The following is a 17,751-nucleotide window of genomic DNA, read 5'->3' on the forward strand; positions in this document are numbered from 1 at the left end:
GACAGCGCCATGAAACCGCTCCATCTGCAGCGCAAGCACGACAACGCCGCCTCCGCCGAACCGCAGGCCGACGCCCGCCAATACCTGACTTTCCAGCTGGGCGGCGACGTCTTCGCCATCGGCATCCTGGCGATACGCGAAATCCTGGAATACCTGAAACCGACCCACGTGCCGCTGATGCCGGCCTTCATCCGCGGCGTGATGAATTTGCGCGGCTCGGTGGTGCCGGTGATAGACCTGTCGCTGCGCTTCGCCCGCGGCGAAACCGAAATCAATCGCCGCACCTGCGTCGTCATCATCGAAGTGGAGGGCGAAGAACAGTTGCAGCTGATCGGCATTCTGGTGGACGCGGTGCATGAGGTGCTGGCCATCCCCGACGCCGACATCGAACCGCCGCCTCAGTTCGGCAGCAAGATACGCGTCGACTTCATCGCCGGCATGGCCAAGCTGGACGGCCATTTCATCGTGCTGCTCAACGTCAACAAAGTGCTGTCGGTCGATGAAATGGCCTTGATCTCCAGCCTGGGCCAACAGGACGCCGCCGCGGAAACCCAGACGGAAAAGGCCTGAGCGGCGATGCCGGCCCACTTCGTCCCCGCGCCCGGCCGAAGCGCCCTATCCGTCTCCCGGCAACTGAAACTGGGCTTCGGCGCGCTGCTGATCCTGCTGCTGGCCCTGATCGCCGCCGGGCTCTACGGCCTTGAGCAATTCCACACCCAGTTGGAAGAAATCACCCAAGTCTATGGCCGCCACGCCCGGCTCAGCGACCGCATGCACGTCCAGATCCAGGAAATGCGCATCGACTACCGCTCGCTGATCATCGTCTCCAGCCGCCGCGACATCCAGGCCTGGCGGGAGCGCTATCTGGCCGCCCGCGGCCGCTATCTGGAGTTGGAGCGGAAACTGGCCGACGCCATCGAACGGCAGCAGGCGCCGGGCAAGGACGCGCTGCAACGCTCGATGCGACAGCTGCAAGCCCAGCGCGGCCTAGCCTTCCCCATGCTGGACCAGGGCGTGCGCCAGGCCGCCGCCAATCAGAAGTACGAAGCCCGCAAAGCGCTGGACCAGGCCGCGCCGGCGCTGCTCGCCCCGCTGCGGCAAGTGCGCGAACAAGCACACGCCTTGCGCCAGCAAGCCGCCCTGCAAGCGGAGCGCCGCGGCCGCGAACTGAAAACGCTGCTGATGGCGCTGGCCGGCGGCAGCGCGCTGGCCGGCCTGGCGCTGGCCTGGGCCATCCACCGCAATCTGTGGCGCATTCTGGGCGCGGAGCCCGACGCGCTGGCCGAGCGCATGCGCGAGATGGCCGCCGGCCGGCTATCCCGCGGCGACAGGCCGCCCTCCGGAACGCGCCGCAGCGTGCACGCCACCCTGGGCTACTGCAGCCGCCACCTGAGCGACATCATCCTGGACGTGCGCCGCAGCGCCGACCAACTGGCCGACAGCGCCCAGGAAATCCGGGCCACCGCCGAGGCGCTGGCGCAAAACAGCTGGGCCGCCGCGCTCAGCGTCGGCGCCACCGCCCACTCCTGCGCCCAAATGCACGAAGTCAGCCAAAGCAATCTGGCGCAGGCGGAACTGACCAACGCCGCCGCGCACGACGCCGCGCGCCAGGTGGCGGACGGCAAGCAAGCGGTGCAGACCGCGGAAAGCGCGCTGGAGCAGATCGCCGGGCGCATAGAAATCGTCGAGGACATCGCCTACCAGACCAATTTGCTGGCCCTCAACGCCGCCATCGAAGCCGCCACCGCCGGCCCGCACGGCCGCGGCTTCGCCGTGGTGGCCGACGACGTGCGCAAACTGGCGGAACGCAGCCAGAACGCCGCCCGGGAAATCGGCGAACTGGCCCGGCGCAGCCGCCATGAAGCGCGTCTGGCCGCGCGCGCGCTGTCCGGCATTCTGGAGCGCAGCGCGGCCACCGCGGAGTTGGTGGGCGGCATCAGCACCGCCAGCCGGGAAGAAGCGCGCGGCATCGCCCAGGTCAACGGCTCGATGGAACACCTGGGCGACGTGTCCCAGCGCAACACCGCCAACAGCGAAGCCCTGGCCGCCACAGCCGCCGAAGTGCACAAACAGGCTGCGCGCCTGCAACAGCAAATCGCCTATTTCCTGGTCCGGGAATCGGGCGCGGCGGCGGAGGACGCGCCGAATCCGCCCTGAAACGGCGCGGCAACTGTTCTACATTGAAACGAATGAACCGGTCGCTTGGCCGACTTTCGGCGCAAAGGCCCTGGCAATGACAAAACAAGAAGTCGATATATTCCTGCATCCCGGCGATTGGTACTTCGGCGACAAGCACCACAAGATCCGCACGCTGCTCGGCTCCTGCGTCTCGATCACGCTGTGGCACCCCAAGGCCAAGATCGGCGGCATGTGCCACTACCTGCTGGCGCGGCGCACCGACCGCAGGCCGACGGCGCTGTCCGGCCGCTACGGCGACGAAGCCATGCTGCTGATGCTGCACGAGGTGCTGGCCTCCGGCCTGCCCTTGCAGGAATTCCACGCCAAGCTAGTGGGCGGCGCCGCGGTGCTGGCCGGGGTCGAGCGCGATCAGCCGCACGACGTGCCCTCGCGCAATATCGACATGGCCTACCAGTTGGTCAAGCAGCTCGGACTATCGGTGCAGGCGGAGGATTTGGGCGGCAACAGCCCGCGGTTGGTGATGTTCGATCTGGCCACGGGCGATGTGTGGGTAAAACAGACGCAGGACGCGGACATGAGCAGGATTTCCGCACACCATAAGGCAAGGACTCGGGCATGACTATCAAAGTGCTGATCGTGGACGACTCTGCAGTGGTTCGCCAGGTGCTGAGCCAGGTTTTCAGCCAGGCAACCGGCATGACGGTGATGGATGTGGCCACCGACCCCATCGCCGCGATGGAAAAAATGAAGCAGCAATGGCCGGACGTCATCGTGCTGGACATCGAGATGCCGCGCATGGACGGCATCACCTTCCTCAAGCAGCTGATGGCCAGCCGGCCCACGCCGGTGGTGATCTGCTCCTCGCTGACGCAGAAAGGCACCGACATCAGCATGCAGGCGATGGCCGCCGGCGCGGTGGAGGTGATCGCCAAGCCCATGGCCGGGGTCAAGGGCTTCCTGGAGGAAAGCGCCAATCAGCTGGTGCACGCGGTGCGCAGCGCCGCCGCCGCCCGGATGAACCGGGTGCGGGTGATGCCCTCGGCCGGCGGCTCCGCGCCCGGCGGCGCCGCGCCGGCGTCCAATCCGCTGGAGACCCGGCCCAAGCTGTCCGCCGACGCCATCCTGTCCGCGCCCACCGGCGGCAATATGTTCGCCACCACCGAACGCATCATCGCCGTGGGCACCTCCACCGGCGGCACCCAGGCGCTGGAAACCGTACTCACCGCGCTGCCGCGCACCTGCCCCGGCCTCGCCATCGTCCAGCACATGCCGGAAAAATTCACCCGCTCCTTCGCCGAGCGGCTGGACAGCCTGTCCCAGATCGAAGTCAAGGAAGCGAGCAACGGCGACCGCATCCTGCCGGGCCGCGCGCTGATCGCCCCCGGCGGCAAGCACATGATGATCAAGCGCAGCGGCGCTTTTTATCTGGTGGAGGTGGTGGACGGCCCGCTGGTCAGCCGCCACAAGCCCTCGGTGGACGTGTTGTTCCGCTCCGCCGCCAAGTTCGCCGGCAAGAACGCGCTGGGCATCATCATGACCGGCATGGGCGACGACGGCGCCAAGGGCTTGAAGGAAATGCACGACTGCGGCGCCAAGACCATCGCCCAGGACGAGGAAAGCTGCGTGGTCTTCGGCATGCCCAAGGAGGCGATCCGCCTGGGCGCGGCCGACGAAGTGATGCCGCTGGACACCATCGCCAAGGCGATTTGCCGTTGAACGAGGAAACACCATGCAACTGGATATCCAGGACGTCCTGATCATCGACGACAGCACCTTGCAGCGTCAGCACGGCTGCGAGATCTGCCAAGGCCTGGGCGCGCAGCAGATCCGCCAGGCCGCCAACGGCGAGGAAGGCCTGGAGCGGATGCGCGAGCAGCTTCCCAGCCTGATCCTGCTGGATTTGGAAATGCCCAAGCTGGACGGCGTGCAAGTGATGCAGCACATGGCCAGAGAAGGCCTGGGCGCGCCGCTGGTGGTCACCTCCAGCAAGGATTACCTGCTGATTTCCACCGTGGAACTGATGGGGCGGGAACTGGGCCTGCCGGTGCTCGGCGGCCTAAAGAAGCCGCTGCGCCAGCCCGAGCTGCTGGACCTGCTCAAACGGGTGTGGACGCCCAAGGGCGGCGACGACCATCACGCCGAACTGTTCAGCGAGGTGGAAGTGCGCGAAGCGCTGGACAAGGGCGAGATCATTCCCTACTACCAGCCCAAGGTCACCCTCAACGGCGGCCTGCTCAAGGGCGCGGAAATGCTGGCGCGCTGGCAGCACCCGGAACTCGGCATCGTCTCCCCCGCCCGTTTCATCCCGGTGGTGGAGGCCAGCGGCTGGGCCACCGAACTGACGCTGAGCATGCTGGACCAGGGCCTGAAGCAATGGCAGGAATGGGCGCGCCGCGGCCTGCGGCTGCCGCTGTCGGTCAATCTGTCGGCGCTGTCGCTCAAGGGTGACGACCTGACCCAGCAAATCGAACAACGGCTGCTCAGCACCCATGTGCCGCCGCGCTTCATCATTTTCGAAGTGACGGAAACCGCCATCGCCGACAATCTGGCCGAAGCCATCGGCATCGCCGCCCGGCTGCGCCTGGGCGGCCTGGGCCTGTCCATCGACGACTTCGGCACCGGCTTCGCCACCTTGCAGCAACTGACCCGTTTCCCGTTCACCGAACTGAAAATCGACCAGTCGCTGGTCACCTCGGTGTCCACCAAGCCTCATCTGGAGGCGGTGCTCAACAGCGTGATCGAACTGGCCCAGCGCATGCAGCTGACCACGGTGGCCGAAGGCATAGAAACCACCACCGATCTGGACTTCATGGGCAACCGCGGCTGCTTGATGGGCCAGGGCTATTTCATCGCCAAGCCGATGGACGCGCCCCACTTCGAAAGCTGGGTCAAGGAAAGGATGCAGCAAAGCAAGGAAGCCAGCACCGGCTGAACGGCACGCTCAGGCAGACCACAGCGGCGGCTCGTCCAGCAGCGCAATCTGTTCGCGCAGCGTCAGTATCTGCTCCTCCCAGTAACGCTGGCTGTTGAACCAGGGGAAGGCGGCCGGGAAGGCCGGATCGTGCCAGCGCCGCGCCAGCCAGGCGCTGTAATGGATCAAGCGCAAGGTGCGCAGCGCCTCCAGCAGATGCAGCTCGCGCAGATCGAACTCGCAGAAATCCTCGTAGCCGGCCAGCACCTCGGCCAGTTGCGCCGACTGCTCCTCGCGGCTGCCGGACAACAGCATCCACAAATCCTGCACCGCCGGCCCCATGCGGCTGTCGTCGAAGTCGACGAAATGCGGGCCGTCGTCGGTCCACAGCATATTCCCGACATGGCAATCGCCGTGCAGCCGCAGCGCGCTCACCGCGCCGGCGCGCTGGTAAGCGCGGTCGACGCCGGCCAGCGCCTGCTCCAGCACGCCGCGGAAGACTTCGCGCAGTTCCGGCGGCAAGTCCGCGTGCCGCAATAGATAGTCCGCCGGCTCGCGGCCGAAGCTGTCCGCGTCCAAAGCCGGCCGCCGCGCGTAATCCTCCACCCGACCCAAGGCGTGGATCCGGCCCAGAAAGCGGCCTATCCATTCCAGCGTGCGCGCGTCGCCCAACTCCGGCACCCGGCCGCCGCGACGCGGAAACAAAGCAAAACGGAAACCGCCGTGATGATGCAAGGTGGCGCCCTTGAAGGCCAGCGGCGGCACCACCGGAATCTCGCGCTCCGCCAATTGCAGCGAAAACGCGTGTTCCTCCAGAATCTGCTCATCGCTCCAGCGCTCCGGCCGGTAAAACTTGGCCACCAGCGGCGCGGCGTCGTCGATGCCGATCTGGTAAACCCGGTTCTCATAGCTGTTCAGCGCCAGCAGGCTGCCGGAGCTGTAAAGGCCAAGGCTGTCCACGGCGTCGAGAATGGCGTCCGGCGTCAGGCCGGCGAAGGGAGGCGTTTGATGTGTCTGCATCCAGGCATTATACGCAGCCGGCAGCGCTCGAGCGTAAGCGGGTAAAATGAAGGAATCTGACCTTGCGCCGGAAGCCTCCATGGACCTGAAGAACCTGTACACCCGCCTGCCCTCCGTTGACCGCCTGCTGGGCCACGAGCGCCTGGCCCGCCTGCTGGGCCGCCACGGCAACGCCGCGCTGGCCGAGGCCGTGCGCCAGACGCTGGAGCAGGCGCGCCGGACCATACGCGAACAACAGGCGCTGCCCGCCTGGGCCGACAGCGACGACAGCCTGGCCGCCGCCGTCGGCGACCGGGTCGCCGAACGGCAACGCATGCGGATGCGGCCGGTGTTCAATCTGTCCGGCACCGTATTGCACACCAATCTGGGCCGCGCGCCGATGGCCGAAGCCGCGGTGGAAGCCGTCGCCGCGGCGATGCGCGAAGCCGCCACGCTGGAATTCGATCTGCAAGGCGCCGGCCGCGGCCACCGCGACCAGGCGGTCAGCGAGCTGCTGCGCGAACTCACCGGCGCCGAAGCCGCCTGCGTGGTCAACAACAACGCGGCCGCGGTGCTCATCATGCTGTCCACCGTCGCCGCCGGCCGCGAGGTGATCCTGTCCCGCGGCGAGATGGTGGAGATCGGCGGCGCCTTCCGCATGCCAGACGTGATGCGCCAGGCCGGCTGCCGGCTGGTGGAAGTGGGCGCCACCAACCGCACCCATCTGAAGGACTATCGCAACGCCGTCACCGCGGAAACCGGTCTCCTGCTCAAGGTCCACACCAGCAATTACGCGATTCAGGGCTTCGCCAGCAGCGTGGCGGAGGCCGAACTGGCGGAACTGGCTCGCGAACGCGGCCTGCCGGTGGCCACCGACCTGGGCTCCGGCGCGCTGATCGACCTGGCCGCCTACGGCCTGCCGCACGAGCCTATGCCGCAACAGATGATCGCCGCCGGCGTTGACCTGGTCAGCTTCTCCGGCGACAAGCTGCTGGGCGGCCCGCAGGCCGGCCTGATCATCGGCAAGCGCGAATGGATAGACAAGATTCAGCAGCACCCGCTCAAACGCGCGCTGCGCTGCGACAAGATGACGCTGGCGGCGCTGGAAGCCACGCTGCGGCTTTATCTGGAACCGGACCGGCTGGCCGACACGCTGCCGACGCTGCGCCGGCTGAGCCGCCCGCAAGCGGCGATGCGCGCCAGCGCCGAGCGCTTGCTCGCCCCGCTGAGCGCGGCGCTGGGAACGGACTACCTGGTGGAAGGCGCCGCCTGCCTGTCCCAGATCGGCAGCGGCTCGCTGCCGGTGGACCGGCTGCCCAGCTGGGCGCTGGCGGTTTCGCCGGCCGACGGCCGGGGCGGCACGCTGGAACGGCTGGCCGAAGCGCTGCGCGCGCTGCCGCAGCCGGTGATCGGCCGGCTGGCCGACGGCAGGCTGTGGCTGGACCTGCGCTGTCTGGAGGACGAAGCCGGCTTCATCGCCAATCTGGCCTCATTGGCGCGTCCATAGCCAGATCAAGACGCCGGCGGCCGCGGCCCAGCACGCCGCCGCGCCCAGCAAGGCCGCGCCCAGCCGCCAGCGGTCTATCAGCCAATACAGGGCCAGCAAATAGATGAAATAAGGCAGCAGCGAAGCCATGCCGAACAGCAAGGTGGTTTTCAGCTCGGCCGCGCCGCGCTCGCTGCCGACAATATAGTGCGCGATCAACGCGAAAGTGGGGAATAGTGGCACCAGGCCGGCGATATAGTAATTCCTGGACCTGGCCAACACGCTGATCAACAGCACCGCCAGCGCGCCCAAGGCGCTTTTCAGCAATAAAGCCATTCCTCTCCCCGTCCCCGGAAAACCCCCAATTGTGTCACAAGGCGTCCCCGCCGCGGCTGAGGTTCATTCTTGTTCTCATTTTCATTAATAAAAACAATCAATTTTTTAAAATTAATAGCCTTTGTGCGATAATCAGGGCATCCCACCCACTGCCGGACTGCACTGCCATGGCCCACACTCATCACGCCATCGACGGCGACAGCGTAGAGAAACGCCGCGCCGGCCGCGTCAGCACGCTGGTCAGCGTCGCGGTCAACCTGATCCTCTCCACCACCCAGATCGTGGTGGGCGCGCTGGCGCACTCCTCCGCCTTGATCGCCGACGGCCTGCACTCGCTGTCCGACCTGATCGCCGATTTCGTGGTCTTGCTGGCCGGCAAACACAGCCATAAAGCGCCGGACAACGATCACCACTACGGCCATCACCGCTACGAGAACGCCGCCTCGCTGATCCTGGGCCTGCTCTTGCTGGGCGTCGGCCTGGGCATGCTGTACAGCGCCGCCGCGAAATTCCACGACCCCGCCTCCATTCCCACCGTCCACGCCGTCGCCCTATGGGTGGCGCTGCTGGCCTTGGCGGTCAAGGAGGCGCTGTTCCGCTACATGCTGGCGGTGGCTAAGCGCGTGCGCTCCAGCATGCTGGTGGCCAATGCCTGGCACGCGCGCTCCGACGCGGCCTCCTCGCTGGTGGTGGCGCTGGGCATCATCGGCAACCTGATGGGCTATCCGCTGCTGGACCCGGTGGCCGCCCTGCTGGTGGGCCTGCTGGTCGCCCGCATGGGCTGGCGCTTCGGCTGGGACGCGATGCACGACCTGATGGACCGCGCCGCCGACGACGACGCCGTCGCCGCCATCCGCCAGACCCTGCTGAGCACCCCGGGCATTCACGGCGTGCACGATCTGCGCACCCGCAAGATGGGCGACCTGATCCAGGTGGACGTGCACCTGGAAGTAGACGGAGCCATCAGCGTGGAACAGGCCCACGCCATCTCGGAAGCCGCGCGCCATCGCGTGCTGGAACGGCACCCGGTGCTGGACGTGCTCGCCCACATCGACCCCGCCGGCCATTATCTGCCGGACCCCTCGCCCGTCCGCTGAGCCCAGCCCATGGCCAAGTCCGCCGTTTCTGGCGATACTTGGCCTTTTACCCCTGCCGCTTCGCCCGCCATGATTATCGCCACCGCCGGACACGTAGACCACGGCAAGACCGCCCTGCTTCACGCCCTGACCGGCACCGACGCCGACCGCTTGCCGGAAGAAAAAAAGCGCGGCATGACCATAGACCTGGGCTATGCCTATCTGCCGACGCCCGAGGGCGGCGCGATCGGCTTCATCGACGTGCCCGGCCATGAGCGTTTCCTGAGCAATATGCTGGCCGGCGTCGGCGGCGTGCGCCACGCGCTGCTTGTGATCGCCGCCGACGACGGCGTGATGCCGCAAACCCGAGAACACCTGGCCATCCTGCAATTGCTGCAACTGGACAGCCTGACCGTGGCCATCAGCAAAAGCGACCTGGCCGGCCCGGAAGCGCTGGAAGGCGTCATGGACGAGGCGCGGCGGGCGCTGGCCGAACACGGCCTGCGCGCGGCTGCGCTGCTGCCGGTTTCCGCGCGCAGCGGCGCCGGCGTCGACGTCTTGCGGCAGCATCTGCTGCAACTGCGCGACCAAGCCGCCGGAACCGAACGCCGCTTCCGCCTGGCGATAGACCGCGCCTTCACCATAGGCGGCGCCGGCCTGGTGGTGACCGGCACCGCCTGGGGCGGCCGCGTGAACGTGGGCGACGCCCTATGGCTGAGCGGCAAGGACGTCGCCGTCCGCGTGCGCGGCCTGCACGTGCAAAACCAGCCGGCGCGGCAAGGCCAGGCCGGCCAGCGCATTGCGCTCAACCTGGTCGGCGACATCGACAAACGACAGATTCAACGCGGCGACTGGCTGCTGGAGCAAGCGGCGCCGGCGCCGGCCGCCCGCGTCAGCGTGCGCTTGCGCCTGGCCCCGGCCGCTCACGCCACTTTGCGCCACTGGCAGGCCGTCCATCTCCATCACGCCGCCAGCCACTGCACCGGCCGGGTGGCCCTGCTGGAACGTCCGCAACTCCATCCCGGCGACGAGGGACTTGCTGAACTGAGCCTGGACCGGCCGCTGCTCCTGGCCGACGGCGACAAGCTGATCCTGCGCGATGCCGGCGCGCAGCACACCCTGGCCTGCGCCACGGTGCTGGAACGGCAGCCGCCTACGCGCGGCAAGCGCCAAGACGAACGGCTGGCCCATCTGCGCGCCCTGGCCGCGGCCGGAAGCGACAACGTCCAGAACCTGCGGCTGCGCCTGAGCCGACAGGCGCTTTCCCTGCCCGATCTCGCCTGGGACCGGCAATTGAGCGAAGCCGGGCTGGCGGAGCTGCTGCGCGCCGCCCCGCTGCTCACCGCCGGCCAGCACGCTTACGCGCCGGAACACTGGGCGGAGTTGCAAGGACAGCTGCTGGAACGGCTGGCGGCGCTGCATCTCCAGCAGCCGGACCAGCTGGGCGCCAGCCGCGGCCGCGCGCGCCGGCTGGCGCTGCCGCAGGAAAGCGAGGCCGCGGTCAATTTGATGATCGATCAATTGCTGGCTGAGGGAAGGCTGGCCAATACCCGCGGCTGGCTGCATCTACCCGGCCACATGCTGGCTTTCGACGCGGAAGAGACCGCGCTGTGGCGGCGTTTGGAGCCGGCTTTCACCGATCAGGGACAGCCGCATTGGGTGCGGGATTTGGCCGCGGCGGCCGGCGTGGAGGAGGACACGGCGCGCGCCGTGCTGCGCAAAGCCGCGAGGCTGGGCCATGTCCACGCCGTGGTGCGGGACCGCTATTTCTCCAGCGCGGCGATCCGCGGCATGGCGGCCATCGTGCACAGCCTGAATCAGGACGCCGGCTACGCCGACGCCGCCAACTTCCGCGACCAACTGGGCTGCGGCCGCAAGCTGGCGATTCAAATCCTGGAGTATTTCGACCGCTGCGGCTTCACCCGCCGCCTGGGGGACAGGCATTTGCTTCGCGAGGCGCGGCTGTTCGACTAACCTGCGTGTCCAGGGCCGGACGGCGATTCCAGCGCCCGGCCCAACACCGCGCGCAACCGGCTGATATCGAAAGGTTTCTCCAGCCGCGCGGCGAACCAGGCGGCGCGCGGATCGGCGTATTCCTCGGGGTAAGCGGTCATCGCGATGATTTTCACGCCGCGGTGGCGCACGCTGCGCTTCAGCGCCTCCGCCACCGAATAACCGCTCTCATTGCCCAGCTGCATGTCCAGCAAGACCACGTTGAAGCTGGCTTGTTGCAGCTTCTGACAGGCTTCCGCCACCGAGCTGGCGGTGGACACCGCGTAGCCGTTCATTTGCAGGCAATCGGAAAACGGCTCTCGGATATTCTTGTCGTCGTCCACCACTAGCACCGAACGTTCCGGCCCCGGCGGCTGATCCGGCACCACGATGGGCAAGCGGACGATGAACTCGGAGCCCACGCCCACCACGCTCTTCAGCTCCAGCTCCCCGCCCAGCAAGGACACCAGTTCCTTGACCACCGCCAGGCCCAGCCCGCTGCTGCCCACCCGGCGCGCGTGCCCCTGGAAAAACGGCTGGAAGATGCGCGATTGAAACTCCTCCGGCACGCCGATGCCGGTGTCTATCACGCGGATATCCAGGATATTGCGACCGTCGGCGCTGTCCACGCCGGCCTCCACCGTGACCGTGCCGTGATCGGTGTAGCGGATGGCGTTGGTCAGCAGATTGCCGACGATCTGCCGCAAGCGGTCGCCGTCCAGTTTCACCGTCTCAGGCAATTCGCCCAGCCGCACATGCAGGCCCAGGCCCTTGCCGTCCAACTGCGCGCGATGCACGTCGATCACCTCGTTCAAGGTCGCCGCCACGTCCACATCGCCGATATGCAGCCGGAACTGCATATTCTTGATCGCGGAGATATCCATGATGTCGCGCACCTGGGTCATCAGATGCGCCATGCAGGTTTTCAAGCGTCCCACCGCCTTGGCGGCCTTGCCGGCCGGATCGATGTCCGGCTCGATCAACTCCACGCACACCTGCATGGTCTGCAGCGGCGAGCGGATCTCGTGGCTCAGCGTGGCGAGGAAGGTGGTGCGGTCCAGCTCCGCGTTCACCGTGGCCTTGTGCGCCGCCCGCTCCTGCTCCAGCAGCTGCTGGCGCGCGGCGGCGTCGCGACGCGCGCCCTGATAGCGGTACAGCAGCACGAAAATCACCATGCAGATGCCGCCCAGCGCAAACCACAGCGAGGCGACCAATTGCTGGTTGTGCCGCAAGTCCTTGTTGCGCGCGTCGCGCGAAGACACCTCGGCCACGCGCGCCTGGACCGCGAACTCCGCCAGCGACGGGCGGATGCTGTCGATGCGGTCTATGTTCTGCTGCGCGCTCCGGACGCTGGGATGCAGGATGTTTTCGTCCTCGAAGAAATCCTGCAGCAGGCTGGCTGTGCCTTTGAAGCCGTCGACGCGGCTCAGCATCTCCTGCATCTTGGACGGCGTGACGAAATCCAGGAAACGGCTGTTGGCCACCGCCAGCCGGAATTGCACCTGAGACTCGGGAACTTCCCCCGCCTTCAAACGCAATAAGTCGGCGCGCGCTTTCTCCAGCTCAAGCTGCATCTGCGCCACCGACCAGTACAAATCCTCGCTGCGCCCCTCAAAGCTGCGCGCCGGCACATAACGCTCGATCGCCATGTAAACGCCGATGCCCAGCAGCAAAAAGCCGAGCAAGGCCAGCGCCGGGATGCCCTTCCAGCCGGACAGCATCGACTTGTTCACCGCTCTTCCCGAGCCCTCCTGGCCGGCCGGCATCAGAACACCACCAGGCGGTTGATCTGCCACACCAGCTTGGCGTCCATCACCGGCCCTTTCTTGTCCTCCGGCATTTGATCCAGCGGATACATCAGCCATAAGGGACCGCGGTTGGTGATGTCCAAAGGCTTGTTGTTGACCGAGCGCGCCAACACCACGTCGAAGTCGTAGAACTCGCGGCGGTCTATCCAGTACACGTAATCGTTCAGGGCCCGCAGCTTGACCTTCTGGCCGCTGGCGCCCACCTTGGCCAGAATGTCCCGCATCAGCGGCCCGCTGAACACCGATTGCGGCGTCCAGGTGGTCCGGGTCACCACCGAATGCTGACGCAAGCTCTGCAAGTCCTGCTCGCGGAACTCGTACACATTCTTTTCTTTATTGGTGAACTGGCTGATCTTGCCCGACACCGTCAACACCACAGGCCCCGGCGCGGCATGAAGCGCGGCCACGCAACACGCCAGCGCCACTCCGCTCAAGACCGCCTTCCCGCTCTTCCCCATGCCAAGCTCCCAACCCTGCTCATCCCGCGCCCTTGGCCCGGCGGCTTCACGCGCCGGACTCATGACATTTGAACTTTGATTTCACAAGCAAAATAATTGAATCTAATTAGAACAAAAATGCCATTAAAATATTTACGGCCAATATATCAAGCCGTCCAACAAAACGCCATCCGCCCGCATCCAGACCAGTCCCATGGGACAGTAGCCGCGACCCGCCGCCAGGGCGGCGCGCCGCGCGCAATGAAAAAGCGGCCCCTTGGGCCGCTTTTTCTTGGCTCCGCCGGCGTCGCCGGCCATGCTTTACTTGCCGCGACGCAGCCCCGGACGGCCGGCGACATGGCAAAGCTGGATAAACAGGGACAGAACGTGCTTCATGCTGATTTCCTTTATTCTCGGTAGACGGAATGCCCCGGCGCTCTTGCGGCGCGTTCGGCGGGGCTCTCCATTCTAACGGCATGAGGCGAGGCCAAGAAATTCATTTTATTTATCAGGCATAAAATTAACTTATCGCCGGTTCACCCTCTCGCCAGCAAGACAAGCCGGCAGAGGCGGAGGAAGCGGATCGCACTAGCCGCGCATTCCCGTTTCAAAGCGGTGCTCAAGGCCCTTTCCCCGTCTCCTTGCCGCGCGACCGATCGTGAACGGGTTCCGATCCCGATTCCGCGATATAATGCGCGCTGGCGTCGCCCGGACGCCATCGGGCCAAGAGCCCGCTCGCTCGCAGGAAGAGACGCGTCCCCGGTGGGGCGGCTGGTCTTCAAAATCAGATGGGGCCGCCAGCGGTCCCGGGCAGGTTCGACTCCTGTTCTCTTCCGCCATTCGCTTCGGCGGCGCCCAGCCCCAGGCACAGCGAGCAATGGCATTGGATCGCATGCTGTTTCACCAGCGCGCGCAGACGCTCCAGCCGCTGCGCCTCCGCCAGCATCACCGACACCGGCGCGGGTTTGGCTTCGGTTTTTCTCGACGCCGGCCAAGCCGTCGTCGTCGCTCCCGCCGCCGCGCCAACGCCCAACATCGCGCCGCCCACACCGATATGCAGCCATTTCACCCGCATCGCGCTCTCCTCGCCCAGGGCAAACCGCCCAGACATCCGACTCCGCGGCCGGCGGGAAGTGCCGCCGACGCCCATAAAAAAACGGCCCCGTTCGGGACCGTTCCTTGCTCGTTCGCCCAATCAGCGAATGATTTCCACCTTGTAGCGCGGCGGCAGCAACAGCGCCGGCACTTCCCGCTTCGCCTTGCGGCTGCGGCGGCCGTTCAAGGGCTTCTTCACGCCCTCGGAGGAGCCGGCCAGAACCGAAGCCTCCGGCTTGGGCGGCGCAGACGGGCGCTCCCGCTCGCGTTCGCGCTCGTTGGGGCGCGCCAGCCAGGAGGGACGGAAGCCGTCCACGATCTGCGGCGTCAGCGTCTGCTTGGTCAGCTTCTCGATGGAGTCGTGCTGGCGGGTTTCTTCCGGGGACATCAGCGAGATCGCCACGCCCTTGGCGCCGGCTCGGCCTGTACGGCCAATCCGGTGCACATAGTCTTCCGGAGCGTTCGGCAGCTCGAAGTTGACCACATAGGGCAGCTCCGTCACGTCCAGGCCGCGGGCGGCGACATCGGTGGCCACCAATATGCGCAGTTTGCCTTCCTTGAACGCCGCCAGCGTTTCCAGACGCGCGCCCTGCGCCTTGTCGCCGTGAATGGCTTCGGCTTGCAGACCGTCGCGCTGCAACTCGCGCGCCAGACGGTCGGCGCTGAGCTTGGTCTTACAGAACACGATGACCTGGCTCATGTCGCGGGACTTGATCAGATGCGTCAGCAGATGACGCTTCTTGAAGGCGTCCACCGAGTAAACGATCTGCTCGACCTGATCGTTGGTGGCGTTCTGACGCGCCACCTCCACCGTTTGCGGCGACTTCATGAAATCGGCGGCCAGCCGCTTGATCTCCGGCGCGAAAGTGGCGGAGAACAGCAGGGTCTGACGCTCTTTGGGCAGCATGCCCATGATCTTGCGGATGTCCTGGATGAAGCCCATGTCCAGCATGCGGTCGCCTTCGTCCAGCACCAGCACTTCCACCTTGTTCAATTGAACGGTTTTTTGCTGGATGTGGTCGAGCAGGCGGCCCGGCGTGGCGATCAGGATCTCAACGCCGCGGCGCAGTTCCTGAGTTTGCGGGTCCATATTGACCCCGCCGAACACCGTGGTGGCGCGCAGCGGCAGGTATTTGGTATAGCTCTTGACGTTGACGCCGATCTGATCCGCCAACTCGCGGGTTGGCGACAACACCAAGGCGCGCAGCGGATGCATCGCCGGCGATACGCTGGTGTTGGCGTATTTCTTCAGGCGCTCCAGAATGGGCAGCATGAAGGCCGCGGTCTTGCCGGTGCCGGTTTGAGCGGCGGCCAGCAAATCGCGGCTGGACAAGACCAGAGGAATCGCCTTTTCCTGAATCGGGGTGGGCTGGGAATAGCCCTGTTCTTCGATGGCGCGCAGAATCTCGGGAGACAACCCGAGTTCGGAAAACAGCATGGACAACACTCCTGCAAAACTCGCGGGGCCTGTTGCGCGCATGCGCCAACACGCCCCCGTATTCAAATGACACGAACGGACAAGGCAACGCCGCCCGAACGGCGGCGTTGGGTCGTCAGCCCATGTGGCTTGCGACGCTGAGCAGCAGGATTACGGCCAACCATAGCAAGGCGGAACGCCAGACCAGACCAACCGCGCTTTTCAGGTAGTTGGGGTCCGCTTCGTCGCCCAAGCCCAGTTCGGGCCGGAAGCGTATGGAGTAATCCTGTCTGAGCGGATCGCCCAATTTCACGCCGATCGCACCCGCAGCCGAAGCCAACAAAATGCCATTAGCGTAGTTCCCCCATGTTTTGGCCTGGGAGCGCCAGCAATACACCGCATCCTCGAAATCGCCCATGATGGCGAAGCTGGCGGCGGTCAAACGCACCGGAATCCAGTCCAGCCAAGCGGCGGCGCTGGCCGAGAAACGGCCGAACGGGTCCTCGTTCGCGTCGCGGTTGCCCCATTTCTGATTCAGCATAGAACAGAGGCGGTACAACAGCGCGCCGGCCGGACCCGGCAACAGCACGAACCAGAACATGGTGCCGAACACGTGGCGGTAACTGTCCACCACCCCCTGCTCGATCGCCAGCCGGGAAATTTCCTCAACCGACAGCTCCGCGGTGCCCTGTCCGGTCCAGTTCGCCAAGGAGGCGCGCGCGTCCAGATCCCGCCCTTCGGCCAAGGCCTGGGAGATTTCGGAGAACGCGCTGGAGAAATGGCGGAAACCCATGGTCAGATACAAGACCAGGACATTCCACAACATCGCCAGAATCGGACTCAAGGCGTGCAGCGCGTAATAGATCAGCAAGCTGAGCAAGACCGCAGGCACGATCGCCAAGGACCACGCCAACACGCCATGACGGTTGGAGCCGGCATTCAGATTGCGTTCCAAATGATTGGCGTAGCGGGTGAACAGCAGCCAGACGCGATTGCGATTGCCCAAGGGCCGCAACTGCTCCAGTGCCAGAGCGATAATCAAGGAAATCAGGGTCATTGGTTCCGGATAGTGGTTTTCTCAGGCCCGGAGAGGAAGATACCATAAAGGCCAGGGCATTCCCACTGCTCCTTGAGAATAGACTCTAAAACCGTCGGACGGAAACGCCAAGAGCGCCGCAACGGCGCTCTTGCATGCCCCCTCGGGAACGGCTTCAAACGCTCAGGCGGAGCCGAGAAAGCGTCGTCCGGCGGCCAGTTCCGGCAATTGGCCGGCCTTGTCGTAGCCCACGGTGGACGCGGCGGCGTCCTTCAAGGTGTTCAGCGCGCCCTCCACCAGCGACAAGCGCTGATCGATGAAGCTGCCGTTGAGCTGATTGATGCTCTGCGCCCGCTGGATCGCCTCTTCCAGCCCGGTCCAGGCCAGGCTGGCCTCCGGCTTGTCCGCCAGCCAGATGTAAACCGTCTCGCTGTCCTGCACGCCGATCCGCCGCATCAATTCGCCGCGCTGGGCGGCGCTGACGGCCAATAGGTCCAACACGCCGCTCTTGCTCTCGGCCAGGGCGTCCAACTGAACGTCAAAGCCCTGCACCAGCACCTTCTGTTCCTGCTCCAGCAATGCGATCAGCCGGGCGACGAGAGCGCTCTCGGCCCGGCACAGCTGGCAGAATTCTTCAACAACGTTCATGCCTGACTCTCACCTGCGCGCGCTCAGCGCGCCAACAATTCCTTGGTGGAGGCGATCAAGCCGTCGGCGATCTTCTCCGGATTGACGTTGAAGGTGCCCGCGGCTATCGCCGACTTGATCGCGGCCACTTTGCCTGCGTCGAAGCCGGAATCGCCGCTGACCTTGCTTTCCACCGCGCTCAGACGGCTGGCCAAAGGGTTGATCGTCACGCTGTCGGATCCACTGGCGGCAGGGTTGGCGTTGGCGGCCGCGTCGCGCGGCGCCGCCTTGTTCTGGGTGCTGTAGCTTGCTGACAGCTTGCCCGAGTTATCTACTTTCATGGCATGGCCTTCCCAAAGGGAACCTGGATTACCTCTATTATCGGACGGAAA

At 65.7% G+C, this 17,751-nt stretch carries 16 protein-coding genes and 1 tRNA gene; 9 read left to right on the forward strand and 8 right to left on the reverse strand.

Going from position 1 to position 17,751, the window contains the following annotated elements; genetic code table 11:
• Window positions 1–9 precede the first annotated feature (9 nt).
• From DB032_RS16910 to DB032_RS16930, 5 genes are all read left to right on the forward strand, one after another.
• Window positions 10–570: a chemotaxis protein CheW gene (locus tag DB032_RS16910; RefSeq protein WP_107800494.1), complete on the forward strand. Its 561-nt coding sequence runs from the start codon at window positions 10–12 to the stop codon at window positions 568–570.
• A 6-nt stretch (window positions 571–576) separates the two neighbouring features.
• The gene (locus DB032_RS16915) at window positions 577–2,157 is read left to right on the forward strand and encodes a methyl-accepting chemotaxis protein (protein ID WP_107800495.1); all 1,581 of its coding nucleotides are present in this window, start codon (window positions 577–579) and stop codon (window positions 2,155–2,157) included.
• Window positions 2,158–2,233: 76 nt separating this feature from the next.
• Window positions 2,234–2,758 carry a chemotaxis protein CheD gene (locus DB032_RS16920; RefSeq protein WP_107800496.1) on the forward strand — a complete coding sequence of 175 codons (525 nt, stop codon included), beginning with the start codon at window positions 2,234–2,236 and terminating at the stop codon, window positions 2,756–2,758.
• A complete protein-coding gene (locus DB032_RS16925; RefSeq protein WP_107800497.1) occupies window positions 2,755–3,855 on the forward strand; it encodes a chemotaxis response regulator protein-glutamate methylesterase in 1,101 nt (366 codons plus the stop codon). Before DB032_RS16920 ends, DB032_RS16925 begins: the two co-directional genes overlap by 4 nt.
• Window positions 3,856–3,868: 13 nt before the next feature.
• Window positions 3,869–5,071 (forward strand): EAL domain-containing protein, encoded by a 1,203-nt coding sequence (locus DB032_RS16930; RefSeq protein WP_227104868.1) that lies wholly within the window; start codon window positions 3,869–3,871, stop codon window positions 5,069–5,071.
• 9 nt (window positions 5,072–5,080) lie between these two features.
• On the opposite strand, the gene DB032_RS16935 is transcribed toward DB032_RS16930, so the two are convergent.
• Entirely contained in the window at window positions 5,081–6,070 is a 990-nt protein-coding gene (locus tag DB032_RS16935) for a serine/threonine protein kinase (protein WP_107800498.1), read from the reverse strand.
• Between the two features lie 79 nt (window positions 6,071–6,149).
• Between DB032_RS16935 and selA the strand changes: the two genes are divergently transcribed.
• Window positions 6,150–7,556 carry an L-seryl-tRNA(Sec) selenium transferase gene (gene selA / locus DB032_RS16940; RefSeq protein WP_107800499.1) on the forward strand — a complete coding sequence of 469 codons (1,407 nt, stop codon included), beginning with the start codon at window positions 6,150–6,152 and terminating at the stop codon, window positions 7,554–7,556.
• Here selA and DB032_RS16945 read toward each other — a convergent pair.
• Window positions 7,539–7,871, reverse strand: coding sequence for a GlpM family protein (locus DB032_RS16945; RefSeq protein WP_107800500.1), 333 nt, complete (start codon window positions 7,869–7,871; stop codon window positions 7,539–7,541). The genes selA and DB032_RS16945 overlap by 18 nt on opposite strands.
• A 167-nt stretch (window positions 7,872–8,038) precedes the next feature.
• On the opposite strand from DB032_RS16945, the gene DB032_RS16950 reads away from it, so the two are divergent.
• Both DB032_RS16950 and selB read left to right on the forward strand, forming a co-directional pair.
• A complete protein-coding gene (locus DB032_RS16950; protein ID WP_107800501.1) occupies window positions 8,039–8,968 on the forward strand; it encodes a cation diffusion facilitator family transporter in 930 nt (309 codons plus the stop codon).
• A 69-nt stretch (window positions 8,969–9,037) separates the two neighbouring features.
• Window positions 9,038–10,921, forward strand: a complete 1,884-nt coding sequence (gene selB, locus DB032_RS16955; protein WP_107800502.1) for a selenocysteine-specific translation elongation factor — start codon at window positions 9,038–9,040, stop codon at window positions 10,919–10,921.
• On the opposite strand, the gene DB032_RS16960 is transcribed toward selB, so the two are convergent.
• Entirely contained in the window at window positions 10,918–12,672 is a 1,755-nt protein-coding gene (locus tag DB032_RS16960; protein WP_158274333.1) for a HAMP domain-containing sensor histidine kinase, read from the reverse strand. The two genes, selB and DB032_RS16960, sit on opposite strands and share 4 nt — an antisense overlap.
• 32 nt (window positions 12,673–12,704) lie before the next feature.
• Window positions 12,705–13,205: an oxidoreductase gene (locus DB032_RS16965; protein WP_107800504.1), complete on the reverse strand. Its 501-nt coding sequence runs from the start codon at window positions 13,203–13,205 to the stop codon at window positions 12,705–12,707.
• Between the two features lie 723 nt (window positions 13,206–13,928).
• Between DB032_RS16965 and DB032_RS24195 the strand changes: the two genes are divergently transcribed.
• Window positions 13,929–14,023 (forward strand) — tRNA-Sec (locus DB032_RS24195).
• A gap of 356 nt (window positions 14,024–14,379) precedes the next feature.
• On the opposite strand, the gene DB032_RS16975 is transcribed toward DB032_RS24195, so the two are convergent.
• From DB032_RS16975 to flgM, 4 genes are all read right to left on the reverse strand, one after another.
• Window positions 14,380–15,717 carry a DEAD/DEAH box helicase gene (locus DB032_RS16975; RefSeq protein ID WP_107800506.1) on the reverse strand — a complete coding sequence of 446 codons (1,338 nt, stop codon included), beginning with the start codon at window positions 15,715–15,717 and terminating at the stop codon, window positions 14,380–14,382.
• A 115-nt stretch (window positions 15,718–15,832) separates the two neighbouring features.
• Window positions 15,833–16,753: a CobD/CbiB family protein gene (locus tag DB032_RS16980; protein ID WP_107800507.1), complete on the reverse strand. Its 921-nt coding sequence runs from the start codon at window positions 16,751–16,753 to the stop codon at window positions 15,833–15,835.
• Between the two features lie 162 nt (window positions 16,754–16,915).
• Window positions 16,916–17,380, reverse strand: a complete 465-nt coding sequence (locus tag DB032_RS16985) for a flagella synthesis protein FlgN (protein ID WP_107800508.1) — start codon at window positions 17,378–17,380, stop codon at window positions 16,916–16,918.
• 23 nt (window positions 17,381–17,403) lie between these two features.
• On the reverse strand, window positions 17,404–17,700 hold the full coding sequence (gene flgM / locus DB032_RS16990; protein WP_019100618.1) for a flagellar biosynthesis anti-sigma factor FlgM: 297 nt from the start codon (window positions 17,698–17,700) through the stop codon (window positions 17,404–17,406).
• Window positions 17,701–17,751 lie beyond the last annotated feature (51 nt).

The sequence above is a fragment of the Chromobacterium sp. Panama genome (assembly GCF_003052555.1).
GTDB lineage: Bacteria > Pseudomonadota > Gammaproteobacteria > Burkholderiales > Chromobacteriaceae > Chromobacterium.

Bases quoted from the DNA above. Each gene is read 5' to 3' on its own strand.
- DB032_RS16935 (WP_107800498.1), bottom strand. From the start codon at position 6,070: ATGCAGACACATCAAACGCCTCCCTTCGCCGGCCTGACGCCGGACGCC.
- DB032_RS16915 (WP_107800495.1), top strand. From the start codon at position 577: ATGCCGGCCCACTTCGTCCCCGCGCCCGGCCGAAGCGCCCTATCCGTC.
- flgM (WP_019100618.1), bottom strand. From the start codon at position 17,700: ATGAAAGTAGATAACTCGGGCAAGCTGTCAGCAAGCTACAGCACCCAG.
- DB032_RS16920 (WP_107800496.1), top strand. From the start codon at position 2,234: ATGACAAAACAAGAAGTCGATATATTCCTGCATCCCGGCGATTGGTAC.
- DB032_RS16965 (WP_107800504.1), bottom strand. From the start codon at position 13,205: ATGGGGAAGAGCGGGAAGGCGGTCTTGAGCGGAGTGGCGCTGGCGTGT.
- DB032_RS16945 (WP_107800500.1), bottom strand. From the start codon at position 7,871: ATGGCTTTATTGCTGAAAAGCGCCTTGGGCGCGCTGGCGGTGCTGTTG.
- DB032_RS16925 (WP_107800497.1), top strand. From the start codon at position 2,755: ATGACTATCAAAGTGCTGATCGTGGACGACTCTGCAGTGGTTCGCCAG.
- DB032_RS16985 (WP_107800508.1), bottom strand. From the start codon at position 17,380: ATGAACGTTGTTGAAGAATTCTGCCAGCTGTGCCGGGCCGAGAGCGCT.
- DB032_RS16980 (WP_107800507.1), bottom strand. From the start codon at position 16,753: ATGACCCTGATTTCCTTGATTATCGCTCTGGCACTGGAGCAGTTGCGG.
- DB032_RS16975 (WP_107800506.1), bottom strand. From the start codon at position 15,717: ATGCTGTTTTCCGAACTCGGGTTGTCTCCCGAGATTCTGCGCGCCATC.
- selB (WP_107800502.1), top strand. From the start codon at position 9,038: ATGATTATCGCCACCGCCGGACACGTAGACCACGGCAAGACCGCCCTG.
- DB032_RS16930 (WP_227104868.1), top strand. From the start codon at position 3,869: ATGCAACTGGATATCCAGGACGTCCTGATCATCGACGACAGCACCTTG.
- selA (WP_107800499.1), top strand. From the start codon at position 6,150: ATGGACCTGAAGAACCTGTACACCCGCCTGCCCTCCGTTGACCGCCTG.
- DB032_RS16950 (WP_107800501.1), top strand. From the start codon at position 8,039: ATGGCCCACACTCATCACGCCATCGACGGCGACAGCGTAGAGAAACGC.
- DB032_RS16910 (WP_107800494.1), top strand. From the start codon at position 10: ATGAAACCGCTCCATCTGCAGCGCAAGCACGACAACGCCGCCTCCGCC.